The following is an 11,628-nucleotide window of genomic DNA, read 5'->3' on the forward strand; positions in this document are numbered from 1 at the left end:
CATGACCTCCTACGTCGAGTACACGACCGGTGAGCCGGTCGCCGACACCAAGGCCCCGGCCGGCCCGATCAACGAGCGCTGGGACAAGCGCCGGTTCGAGGCGAAGCTGGTCAACCCGGCCAACCGCCGCAAGCAGACGGTCATCGTCGTCGGCACCGGCCTCGCGGGCGGCTCCGCGGGCGCCACCCTCGCCGAACAGGGCTACCGCGTCGTCCAGTTCTGTTACCAGGACTCCCCGCGCCGCGCCCACTCCATCGCCGCGCAGGGCGGCATCAACGCGGCCAAGAACTACCGCAACGACGGCGACTCGATCTACCGCCTGTTCTACGACACGGTCAAGGGCGGCGACTTCCGCTCCCGCGAGTCCAACGTGCACCGCCTGGCCCAGATCTCCGTGGAGATCATCGACCAGTGCGTGGCCCAGGGCGTGCCGTTCGCCCGTGAGTACGGCGGCCTGCTCGACACCCGCTCCTTCGGCGGCGTCCAGGTCTCCCGCACCTTCTACGCGCGCGGCCAGACGGGCCAGCAGCTGCTGCTCGGTGCCTACCAGGCGCTGTCGCGGCAGATCGCCGCCGGGAACATCGAGATGCACCCGCGCACCGAGATGCTCGACCTGATCGTCGTGGACGGCCGGGCCCGCGGCATCGTGGCGCGCGACCTGATCACCGGGAAGATCGACACCTACTTCGCGGACGCGGTCGTCCTCGCCTCCGGCGGCTACGGCAACGTCTTCTACCTGTCGACCAACGCCATGAACTCCAACGCGACCGCCGTCTGGCGGGCGCACCGGCGGGGCGCCTGGTTCGCCAACCCCTGCTTCACCCAGATCCACCCCACCTGCATCCCGCGCACCGGCGACCACCAGTCCAAGCTGACGCTGATGAGCGAGTCGCTGCGCAACGACGGCCGTATCTGGGTGCCCAAGGCCAAGGGCGACACCCGCCCGCCGAACCAGATCCCCGAGGACGAGCGCGACTACTACCTGGAGCGCATCTACCCCTCCTTCGGCAACCTGGTGCCCCGCGACATCGCCTCCCGCGCCGCGAAGAACGTCTGCGACGAGGGCCGCGGCGTCGGCCCCGGCGGCCAGGGCGTCTACCTGGACTTCGCCGACGCGATCAAGCGGATGGGCAGGAAGAAGGTCGAGGAGAAGTACGGCAACCTCTTCGACATGTACGAGCGGATCACCGCGGAGAACCCGTACGAGGTTCCCATGCGGATCTATCCCGCCGTGCACTACACGATGGGAGGCCTGTGGGTCGACTACGACCTGCAGACCACGATCCCCGGCCTGTTCGCCGTCGGCGAGGCCAACTTCTCCGACCACGGCGCCAACCGCCTGGGCGCCTCCGCGCTGATGCAGGGCCTGGCCGACGGCTACTTCGTGCTGCCGGCCACCATCAACGACTACCTGGCCCGCAACCCGCACAAGGACGAGGTGACCGCCGGTCACCCGGTGGTGCAGGAGGTGCTGGCCGAGACCGAGGACCGGCTGAACCTGCTGCTGTCCGTCGACGGCGACCGCACCCCGGACTCCTTCCACCGCGAACTCGGCGAACTCATGTGGGAGTTCTGCGGCATGGCCCGCACCGACGAGGGCCTGCGCAAGGCGCTCGACCGGATCCCGCAGATCCGCGAGGAGTTCTGGCGGCGCATCAAGGTGCCCGGCACCGGCGAGGAACTCAACCAGTCCCTGGAGAAGGCCAACCGCATCGTCGACTACCTGGAGCTCGCCGAGCTCATGTGCCTCGACGCGCTGCACCGCTCCGAGTCCTGCGGCGGCCACTTCCGCGAGGAGTCGCAGACCCCCGACGGCGAGGCCGCCCGCAAGGACGACGAGTTCGGCTACGCGGCCGCCTGGGAGTTCGCGGGTACGGGCGAAGCCCCGACCCTGCACAAGGAAGACCTGGTCTTCGAGTACGTCCACCCCACCCAGCGGAGCTACGCATGAAGCTCACCCTGCGCGTCTGGCGGCAGAAGAACGCCGACGCCGACGGCGCCATGTCCACCTACGAGGTGGACGGCATATCGCCCGACATGTCCTTCCTGGAGATGCTGGACGTCCTCAACGAACAGCTCATCGTCTCCGGCGAGGAGCCGGTCGCCTTCGACCACGACTGCCGCGAGGGCATCTGCGGCGCGTGCAGCCTCGTCATCAACGGCGACGCCCACGGGCCCGAGCGCACCACCACCTGCCAGCTGCACATGCGGTCCTTCCAGGACGGCGACACCATCGACATCGAACCGTGGCGGGCCGCCGCGTTCCCGGTGGTGAAGGACCTGGTCGTGGACCGCTCGGCCTTCGACCGGATCATCCAGGCCGGCGGCTACATCACCGCGCCGACCGGTTCCGCACCGGAGGCCCACGCGACACCGGTGCCGAAGGCGGACGCCGACTTCGCCTTCGAGCACGCGGAGTGCATCGGCTGCGGGGCCTGCGTCGCGGCCTGCCCGAACGGCGCCGCGATGCTCTTCACCTCCGCCAAGATCAACCACCTCAACGTGCTGCCGCAGGGCGCACCCGAGCGGGAGACCCGTGTGCTGGACATGGTCGCGCAGATGGACGAGGAGGGCTTCGGCGGCTGCACCCTGACCGGGGAGTGCGCCACCGCCTGCCCCAAGGGCATCCCGCTGATGTCCATCACCAGCATGAACAAGGAGTGGCTGCGGGCGACCCGCAAGGCCGCCAAACGATAGGCGTTCGCCGACAGGGTGCGGACGGGCGGGACCGGGCGTGGTGCTCAACCCCGGTCCCGCCAGGCACCGCCTCCGGGGCCTCCGGGCCCGTTGTCGGTGGGCGCCAGTAAAGTGCGCGCATGATCTTCGGCAACAAGGGGAGGGAGCGGTTCCTCGACGCCGTCACGGCGTTCGAGGCCGCGGTGCTCGACCGGGACGGTGACCGGTCCACGCATGCGTTCCAGGAGATTCACCGGCACTTCCAGCGGGCGGGCGACGAGGAGATCGCGGCGGCGGGCCCGCGCCTGGCCGCGCTGCTGTCCGAGGTCCCGCCGGGACCGCGCGGCGTGATCGCCGTGGTCGTCGGCGCCTGCGTGGAGCGGGGAGCGGACGCGCGGCGCTGCGCGTCGTACGTCTTCGACGGGCTCGCCGGCGTCCTGGCCGACGCCGGCGAGTTCTGCGAGCGCTGGGCGGCGACCGGGGGAGGGGACTTCCCCGAGCCGGACCCCGGCGACCCGGACCCGGCCGTCGTCGAGCGGGTCGGCCGGGAGGCGGCCCAGGGCTGGTGGACGCTGCCCCAGTGGGAGATGGCGTCCGTCGCGATGCTGAACCGCCCCGAGGTGCGCACCACACTCGGCGACGCCCTGCGCGACCGGCTGCTGACGGCCGTACGCCCGGTGGAGGAGGCCTCCGGGCACGACTTCAAGTGCCTGGTGTACGCCCTGCTCGTGCTGGACGACGAACCGCTGGTCGTCCTGCACCGCCCCACCGGAACCGGCTACGCGCTCCGCATGGGCGGCCTCGGGGACAACTTCCAGCTGCACACCCTGCTCGCCGACGTCCTCGTCGGCGGCGGCCACATACCGGGCCACGCCCCGTCCGCCGCGGAGGCGGCCGTCTGCCGGGACCAGCCCGGGCAGGTACCCACCACCGGCTCCTTCGACCTCGTCGCGCCGAGCGGGGAGTGGGTCTGGAACGAGGGCACCCCCTCGGACATCCCCGTCGTGGACGGCGTACGGCTGCTCGTCCTCGACGAGCCGTCCTACCAGCGCAGCTGGCCCGCCGGCCGGTTCTTCCCGCACATGACCGGCGGCCTGGTCCTGGAGCGCGTGCTGGAGCGGGAGGAGGCCGGGCGGTTGCTCGCCGGGTGCGTGACCCAGGCACGCTGACCGTCCCCGACCCGCCGTTCGGCGTTCCCGCGCACGCCGCGGCGGCGGGTCGCGACGACCCGCGGCCCGACGGCGAGGTGGACGGCTCCCGTACGGCCCGCCGTCGAACCCGGCACCCACCCGACCCGGCGCACCCCGGCCGTCGCCGCCCAAGCCGCCCGCGCAGGAAGGATCGGTGCGGGCCTGCGCGGCCACGGTCGCGTGATCACGGGGAGCGGCGCGGTGGCCTTCCGCAACCCCCTTCAGGCTCCCGGCGACCCCATCAGCTCCCGAGCCCGCGGGCAGCGGGGCGGACAGCAGGGCGGCCGCGGTCAGGGCGGCCGCCGCCCACGTGGCGGGTCCTCGCCTCGGCGGACGGGGCAGGTGCATCGAGACGCTCGTCCTGGGGCGGTACGGGGGAGCACCGAAGCCAGGAGGGCGCTGTTACCGAGGAACTACTGACTTTGCCGCAGTGCCCGCGCCAGATAGGGCGCCGTGGCGCTTCCCTCCGCCCGGGCAACGTGGGCCGGCGGTCCCGCCGCCACGATCCGGCCGCCCGCGTCGCCGCCGCCCGGTCCCAGGTCCACGACCCAGTCGGCGCCCGCGACCACGGACATGTCGTGCTCGACGACGATCACGGTGTGCCCGGCGTCGACCAGCCCGTGCAGCTGCCGCATCAACACCTCGACATCGGCCGGGTGCAGACCGGTCGTCGGTTCGTCCAGGAGGTAGAGGGTGTGATCGCGGCGCCCGCGCTGGAGTTCACTGGCCAGCTTGATGCGCTGGGCCTCGCCGCCGGACAGCTCGGTCGCGGGCTGGCCCAGGCGCAGATAGCCGAGTCCCACGTCGAGCAGGGCAGCCAGGCTGCGGGCCGCGGCCTGGCTGTCGGCGAAGAACTCCGCCGCGTCCTCCACCGTCATGTCCAGCACCTGGGCGATGTTCCGCCCGCGGTACGTCACGCGGAGCGTCTCGGGGTTGTACCGCGCCCCGCCGCAGTCCGGGCACGGGGCGTAGGTGCTCGGCAGGAACAGCAGCTCCACGCTGACGAAACCCTCGCCCTGGCAGGTCTCGCACCGGCCGCCGGCCACATTGAAGGAGAACCGCCCGACCCCGTGACCGAGCTCGCGGGCCGCGTCGGTGTCCGCGAACACCTTCCGTACGACGTCGAACAGCCCGGTGTAGGTGGCCAGGTTGGAGCGCGGGGTACGCCCGATCGGCTTCTGGTCCACGCGGACCAGCCGCCCGACCCCCGCCAGGTCCTCCGTGATCGCCTCGACGAGCGTGGACTTGCCGGAACCGGACACACCGGTGACCGCGGTGAACGCCCCGAGCGGGAACTCGGCCGTCACTCCGCGCAGGTTGTGCCGGGTGACCGGCCCGGCCTTCAGCTGGCCGCGCGGCGGCCGGCCCCGGCGCACCGGCGCGCCGTCCCCGCCGAACAGGTGGCGCGCCGTGGCCGACTCGGCCACCCCCGCCAGCTCGGCCACGGGCCCGCTGTGCAGCACCCGGCCGCCGTGCTCCCCGGCCCGTGGCCCCACGTCCACCACCCAGTCGGCGCCGCGCACCACGTCCAGATGGTGCTCCACCACGAACACCGAGTTGCCCGCGGCCTTCAACCGCCGCAACACCGTCAGCAGGGCCTCGGTGTCGGCCGGGTGCAGCCCCGCCGACGGCTCGTCGAGGACGTACACCACACCGAACAGCCCGGAGCGCAGCTGGGTGGCCAGGCGCAGCCGCTGGAGCTCGCCGGCCGACAGGGTGGGCGCGGCCCGGTCCAGACTGAGATAGCCGAGCCCGAGCTCCACGACGGGTGCGATACGGGACTTGAGATCCTCGGTGAGGACGCGGGCGGCCTCCGAGGTGCCCTGAAGCAGTCCGGCCAGCTCGCGCAGCGGCAGCGCGGCCAGCTCGGCGATGGTGCGCCCGGCGAACGTGACGGCCAGCGCCTCCGGCCGCAGTCTGCCGCCACCGCAGACCGGGCAGGGGGCCGAGACGAGGAAGCGCTCCGCCTTCGCCCGCAGCGTCGCACTCTTCGAATCGGCGAACGTCTTCATCACATACCGGTGGGCGCTCATGTACGTGCCCTGGTAGGGCCGCTGGATCCGGTCGGCCTCCCGCACCGGATGCACGGTCACCACCGGCTGCTCGTCCGTGAACAGGATCCACTCCCGCTGTTCGGCGGGCAGTTCGCGCCAGGGCCGGTCCACGTCGTACCCGAGCGCGTCCAGGATGTCCCGGAGGTTCTTGCCCTGCCAGGCACCCGGCCAGGCGGCGATGGCCCCCTCGCGGATCGACAGCGAGGGGTCCGGTACCAGCAGTTCCTCCGCCGTACGGTGCACCCGCCCCAGGCCGTGGCACTCCGGGCAGGCCCCGGCGGCCGTGTTCGGCGAGAAGGCGTCCGAGTCCAGCCGTTCGGCGCCGGGCGGGTAGTCACCGGCCCGCGAGAACAGCATGCGCAGGGAGTTGGAGAGGTTGGTCACCGTCCCCACGGAGGATCGCGAGGTCGGCGCCGACCGCCGCTGCTCCAGCGACACCGCGGGCGGCAGCCCGCTGATCTCCTCGACCTTCGGCGCCCCCACCTGGTGGATCAGCCGGCGCGCGTACGGCGCCACCGACTCGAAGTACCGCCGCTGCGCCTCCGCGTATACCGTCCCGAACGCCAGCGACGACTTCCCGGACCCGGACACCCCGGTGAACACCACCAGGGCGTCCCGCGGGATGTCCACGTCCACCCCGCGCAGATTGTGCTCACGGGCGCCGCGGACACGGACGTACGGGTCGTGGGGGGTGTGCATGGGGTCGCTCCGTACGGAGGTGCGGTGGTCGAGGGGCAAACGCCGCAATCGTATGCGGACCCCCCTCCCGTACGGCGCGAGGCGGCCCCGGCCTCATGGTTGAACATGTTCAATTTCTGGGCCACGATATCTCCTGCCATCCGGTGTGCTGGACGAGGGGACTGTGGTCATGACGCGTGGGCTTCTCACGCCGCGAGGCTGCCCCCGCCCGGGCGGGCCCGGCGGGGGCACGGCGGTGGGCGGTACGGCCCCGACACGGATCCTCGACTGGCGGCATCCGCGCGTCGCCTCGTTCCTCCGGCGGACCGGCGTGGCAGCGGGCTCGGCGGCAGGCTCCGGGCCCGGCGATCGGATCGCCGCACTGCGCAGGGCCCACAGGGCGACAGCCGCCGCCGTGCGACCGGTGTACTCGGTGCAGGACGAACGGCCCGTGTCGGAGGTGCTGCGCCGCGGCCGCGGCTCGTGCAGCCAGCGGCTGGCCGTGCTCGAGTCCGTCGCGCGGGCGTCCGGGGTCGCCACACGGGTGCGCGGCCTGCTGGTGGACGGTGCCTTCTGGTACCCGCGGTTCCCCCGGCTGCGTCGGATCGTCCCGGACCAGGTGGTGCTGGCGTGGCCGGAGTTCCGCCTCGAGCAACTCTCGCCGACGCTCCACCCCACCGCGCCGTGGCTGGCCGTCTCGGAACTCTTCGGCGGCCTGGACGAGTTGAGGGGTGATGGCGAGGGCGGCTTCACCAACGCCGGGCCCGAGACGCTCTTCGAGGCGCTGGCCAGGACGGCGATCGACTGGGACGGCTCGACGGTCTGCCCGGCCGCCGGCGCCCCGTGCGACCTCTCGGCCCACATCCTCGCCGACCTCGGTCACTTCGACTCGCGGGACGAACTCTTCGCCCGGCACGGCCAGACCTTGTGCGGGGCCGCGAGACTGCTGGCCGAGCCCGTCCTCGGTCGTCACCGCCCGACGGGATCCGTCCGGCGATCCAGGGCGTGACGGCGCCGGACTACGGGCCGGTTCCCTCCTCGGCGGTGAAGAGGCGTGCCAGCCGCCGGTAGGAGTCCAGCAGGGCGTCGCGATCGTACGTGCTGGTGGTGAGCAGGACCTCCTGGGCGTCCGTCTCCTTCAGCACCGTCTCCAGTTCCCCGGCGACCTGTTCCTCGGTACCCGCGAGGTGACCGGTGAGACCGGCGTCGTAGAAGCCGCGTTCCCTGGCGGTCATCGGCAGGGACTCGACACGGTCGGCGGACGGCAGGGGCGGGAACGTGCCGCGGGTGCGGGCCTGGGTCATGGACCAGGCCTCCGGGAGCAGGAGCCGGCGGGCGTCCTCGGGCGTGGCGGCCACCGCGACCGTACCGGAGATCACGACGTACGGCTCCCGAGCCCAGGCGGAGGGGCGGAAGGCCTCGCGGTACCGCTCGATGCCGCGCAGCATCTTCTCCCGGTCGCGCAGGTCGCCGATGACCATGGGCAGGCCCGCGCGGGCCGCGATCGCGGCGCCTTCGCCCATCGCCAGCACGAACGGCGGCACACGCAGACCCTCGGCGGGCCGAGCGCGCACCCCTGTGGGCGAGGTGCCCTCGAACCAGCCGAGCAGTTCGGCCAGCTGCGCCGCGAAGTCCTCCGCGGCGTGCCTGTCCCGTCCCAGCGCCCTGCGGACGCCGTCGGTGAAGCCGACGGAACGGCCGAGGCCCATGTCGATGCGACCTGGGTACAGCGACTCCAGCACACCGAACTGTTCGGCCACCACCAGCGGCTGGTGGTTGGGCAGCATCACGCCGCCCGTGCCCACCCGGATCGTGCGGGTCGCGGCCGCCACGGCGGCGGCCAGCACCGTCGGCGCGGACCCCGCGACGCCGGGCACACCGTGGTGCTCCGACACCCAGAACCGGTGGTAGCCGAGGCGTTCCACCTCCCGCGCGAGCCGCACGGTGTCGCGCAGCGCCTCGGAGGGCGGGTGGCCCTCACGCGTGCGGGAGCGGTCCAGGACGGAGAAGCGGGTGGCCGCGATCAGGGAACTCACACCTCGTTCAACGCGGGGGCGCGCCCGTGATTCCCGGGCCCCGCCGACGGCGAGCGGTGCCGTGGAGCGGTCGGCGGAGTCCGGCGGGGGCGAGCCGTGCGGCGCCGTGGAACGGCGGGGTCAGCCCGAGCCGGGGGAGATGCCGCCCGGCTCCGGACCCCAGTACTCGGGGCCGCCGCCGCGCCAGTCGATCAGCGGGGACACCGAGACCTCCGCGGGGTCGACCTCGAGGCCGGCCCGGCGCAGAAACTCGGCGACATCCGCGACGCTGTACGCCAGCCCGAGGATCTCGCCGTCCACACGGACGCGACGGCCGCCCGTCGGAGAGGGCGGGTGCACGGTCACGGGCAGTGATCCGGACATGTTCCCAGCATCAGGCGCGGGGCCCGCCGCCGCATCCGGACGGTACGCGGTCCCGGACGCGGACGGCAGCCGGTCCGCTCCGTCCGGCGGCACGCACCACAGGCCCTGTCGTCGAACCGGTGGGCGCGCCCGAATGCGACGACAGAACCTAGGCTGTGCGTGTGAAGGAGAGCAGTGAGCGGCCCGTCGCCGTGTTCGACCTGGACAACACCCTCGCCGACACGGCGCACCGGCAGCGGTTCCTGGAGCGGCGGCCCCGTGACTGGGACGCCTTCTTCGCCGCGGCGCCCCAGGATCCGCCGCTCACCGAGGGCGTACGGCTCGTCCTGGACAGTGCGCGCGAATGCGAGATCGTCTACGTCACCGGGCGGCCCGAGCGGTGCCGCCGGGACACCCTCGACTGGCTGGCCGCTCATGGGCTGCCCGAGGGACGCGTGCACATGCGCCGCGACGACGACCGCAGGCCGGCCCGCCGCACCAAGCTGGAGATCCTGCGCCGGCTCGCCCGCACCCGAGAGATCCGCGTCCTCGTGGACGACGACGAACTGGTGTGCGCGGACGCCGAAGGGGCGGGTTTCCGCGTCCTGCGCGCCCGCTGGGCGGCTCCCTCCGCCGAGCTGAAGATCGCACAGGAGCGTGAGGGGCGGACCTGAGCGGTGCCGGGTCCGCCCGCGGCGACCCGGATGGCCTCAGTCCGCGGACTCGATCCGGAAGCCGAGCTTGAGCCCCACCTGGTAGTGCTCGATCTGCCCGTTCTCGATCTGGCCCCTGACCTGGGTCACCTCGAACCAGTCCAGGTTGCGCAGGGTCTGCGAGGCACGGGTGACGGCATTGCGGATGGCGTCGTCGATCCCCTCGTGCGAACTGCCGACGATCTCGGTGACGCGGTAGATGTGGTTGGTCATGCGGGTGCTCCTCTCGCGGGCGGCGCCGGGATACGGGGCGCCGAGGACGGTGACGGTGACCGGGGACGTCGGGACGTCACACCCGTCGGTGACACGCCGGTGACGGACGTGTTCCACGTCACTCCACCGTGCCGTATGCGGAGGCGAATCGCGAGATGTGCGGTCAGTCACCGGACGGCCACTTGACCTGGGTATTGGTCCATACCAAAATCCCAGCACACCCGTGCGAGCCTCCTGCTCGGCCCCCCCACGTCGGGATCTGCCCTGTCCACAGACAGAAGTCCTCAGACAGAAAAGGACCCCTCGTGAGACGTCGCCTTCTCGCCCTCGTCTGCGCCTCCGCCTCCCTGGTCAGTGCCTGCGGCGTGCTGCCCGGCGGAGGGGGCGGGCGGCACACCGTGACCGTGTGGCTGATGCAGGGCAGCGCGTCGCAGGACTTCCTGCGCCGCTTCACCGAGGACTTCGAACGCGGCCACGAGGATCTGCGCCTCGACATCCGTATCCAGCAGTGGACCGGCATCGGCCCCAAGGTGCAGGCCGCGCTCTCGGCGAGGTCGGACGACGGGCCCGACGTCATCGAGGTCGGCAACACGCAGGTCGCGCAGTACGTGGAAGGCGGCCGGCTGACCAACCTGACCCTGGAGTCGATGCGGGACTGGGGCATGCAGGACTGGCTGCCCGGCCTCGCCGAGCCCGGGCTCGACAACACCGCGCAGTTCGGAATCCCCTGGTACGCCGCCAGCCGGGTGGTGATCTATCGCAAGGACCTGTTCGAGAAGGCGGGCATCACCTCCCCGCCCCGCACCCGCGACGAGTGGATCGCCGACACCGAGAAACTCGACTCCGGCGGCGACCAGGGCATCTACCTTGCCGGACAGGACTGGTACACGCTGGCGGGCTTCATCTGGGACGAGGGCGGCGACCTCGCCAAGCAGTCCGGCAACACCTGGAAGGGCGCCCTGGACACTCAGGCCGCCCTGCGCGGCATGGACTTCTACCGGCGGCTGCAGGCGCTCGGGAACGGCCCGGTCGAGGCCGACGAGGAGCACCCGCCGCAGGCCAAGGTGTTCGCGGGCGGAAAGGTGGCGCAGATCGTGGCCGTGCCCGGGGTCGTCCAGGCCATCGTGCAGAAGAACCCCGCCCTCAAGGACGTGCTGGGCTTCTTCCCCGTGCCCGGGAAGACCGCCGGACGGCCGGGAGCCGTCTTCACCGGGGGCTCCGACTTCGTCGTACCGAGGAACACCGACGACCGGGACGCCGCCGTCGCCGTGGTCGCGGCCCTGACCGGCTCCAAGTGGGACACCGAGCTGGCGCGCACGATGAGCTACGTCCCCAACAAGACGACGCTCGCCCCGGCCGTCGCCGGCAAGGAGGCGGTCGCCGCCATGGCGGCGGGCGCCGCGCACGGCCGGGCGACCCCCAACACGCCGCAGTGGGCGGCCGTCGAGGCCGACAACCCGATCAAGGACTACATGACCAAGGTGCTCGAGGGAGCCGACCCGCACGCGGCGGCCCGCCAGGCCTCCCGGCGCATCACCGAACAACTGGCCCCCGGCCTGGGCTGATGCGCCGGACCGGCGTCAGGTCACCGCGCCATGCTCAGCGACAGCGCGAAGCGGTTCCCGGAGTCGGTCCACCAGCCGGTCAGCTCCAGCCCGGCGGCCGACAGTTCCCCTCGCACCCCTTCCTGCCGGAACTTCGCGGACACCTCGGTGCGCGTTTCCTC

The 11,628-nt window shown here is 72.4% G+C and carries 11 protein-coding genes; 6 read left to right on the top strand and 5 right to left on the bottom strand.

Features of this window, described 5'->3' with window-relative positions:
• Nucleotide 1 precedes the first annotated feature (1 nt).
• The 3 genes from ACWDUZ_RS34550 to ACWDUZ_RS34560 all read left to right on the top strand — a co-directional run bounded on the left by ACWDUZ_RS34550 (nucleotide 2) and on the right by ACWDUZ_RS34560 (nucleotide 3,845).
• Nucleotides 2-1,951, top strand: a complete 1,950-nt coding sequence (locus ACWDUZ_RS34550; protein ID WP_451635774.1) for a fumarate reductase/succinate dehydrogenase flavoprotein subunit — start codon at nucleotides 2-4, stop codon at nucleotides 1,949-1,951.
• Nucleotides 1,948-2,697: a succinate dehydrogenase/fumarate reductase iron-sulfur subunit gene (locus ACWDUZ_RS34555; RefSeq protein WP_451635775.1), complete on the top strand. Its 750-nt coding sequence runs from the start codon at nucleotides 1,948-1,950 to the stop codon at nucleotides 2,695-2,697. Before ACWDUZ_RS34550 ends, ACWDUZ_RS34555 begins: the two co-directional genes overlap by 4 nt.
• 119 nt (nucleotides 2,698-2,816) lie before the next feature.
• Complete coding sequence (locus tag ACWDUZ_RS34560; RefSeq protein WP_451635776.1) at nucleotides 2,817-3,845, top strand: hypothetical protein; 1,029 nt, start codon at nucleotides 2,817-2,819, stop codon at nucleotides 3,843-3,845.
• 434 nt (nucleotides 3,846-4,279) lie between these two features.
• Here the strand turns inward: ACWDUZ_RS34560 and ACWDUZ_RS34565 are convergent, their stop codons facing one another.
• Nucleotides 4,280-6,619 carry an ATP-binding cassette domain-containing protein gene (locus ACWDUZ_RS34565; RefSeq protein ID WP_451635777.1) on the bottom strand — a complete coding sequence of 780 codons (2,340 nt, stop codon included), beginning with the start codon at nucleotides 6,617-6,619 and terminating at the stop codon, nucleotides 4,280-4,282.
• Nucleotides 6,620-6,788: 169 nt separating this feature from the next.
• On the opposite strand from ACWDUZ_RS34565, the gene ACWDUZ_RS34570 reads away from it, so the two are divergent.
• Nucleotides 6,789-7,607 (top strand): transglutaminase domain-containing protein, encoded by an 819-nt coding sequence (locus ACWDUZ_RS34570; RefSeq protein ID WP_451635778.1) that lies wholly within the window; start codon nucleotides 6,789-6,791, stop codon nucleotides 7,605-7,607.
• 10 nt (nucleotides 7,608-7,617) lie between these two features.
• Here the strand turns inward: ACWDUZ_RS34570 and ACWDUZ_RS34575 are convergent, their stop codons facing one another.
• Both ACWDUZ_RS34575 and ACWDUZ_RS34580 read right to left on the bottom strand, forming a co-directional pair.
• Nucleotides 7,618-8,634 (bottom strand): LLM class flavin-dependent oxidoreductase, encoded by a 1,017-nt coding sequence (locus ACWDUZ_RS34575; RefSeq protein ID WP_451635779.1) that lies wholly within the window; start codon nucleotides 8,632-8,634, stop codon nucleotides 7,618-7,620.
• Between the two features lie 120 nt (nucleotides 8,635-8,754).
• On the bottom strand, nucleotides 8,755-8,997 hold the full coding sequence (locus tag ACWDUZ_RS34580; RefSeq protein WP_451635780.1) for a hypothetical protein: 243 nt from the start codon (nucleotides 8,995-8,997) through the stop codon (nucleotides 8,755-8,757).
• Between the two features lie 161 nt (nucleotides 8,998-9,158).
• Here ACWDUZ_RS34580 and ACWDUZ_RS34585 point away from each other — a divergent pair, with 161 nt between their 5' ends.
• Entirely contained in the window at nucleotides 9,159-9,650 is a 492-nt protein-coding gene (locus tag ACWDUZ_RS34585) for a phosphatase domain-containing protein (protein ID WP_451635781.1), read from the top strand.
• A 36-nt stretch (nucleotides 9,651-9,686) separates the two neighbouring features.
• Here ACWDUZ_RS34585 and ACWDUZ_RS34590 read toward each other — a convergent pair whose 3' ends face one another.
• Nucleotides 9,687-9,902: a dodecin gene (locus ACWDUZ_RS34590; protein ID WP_451635782.1), complete on the bottom strand. Its 216-nt coding sequence runs from the start codon at nucleotides 9,900-9,902 to the stop codon at nucleotides 9,687-9,689.
• 305 nt (nucleotides 9,903-10,207) lie between these two features.
• Between ACWDUZ_RS34590 and ACWDUZ_RS34595 the strand changes: the two genes are divergently transcribed.
• Complete coding sequence (locus ACWDUZ_RS34595; protein WP_451635783.1) at nucleotides 10,208-11,467, top strand: extracellular solute-binding protein; 1,260 nt, start codon at nucleotides 10,208-10,210, stop codon at nucleotides 11,465-11,467.
• 20 nt (nucleotides 11,468-11,487) lie between these two features.
• Here the strand turns inward: ACWDUZ_RS34595 and ACWDUZ_RS34600 are convergent.
• The coding region (locus tag ACWDUZ_RS34600) for an L-histidine N(alpha)-methyltransferase (protein ID WP_451635785.1) at nucleotides 11,488-11,628 on the bottom strand (141 nt) is incomplete at its 5' end.

Source organism: Streptomyces sp. NPDC003393 (assembly GCF_053589015.1).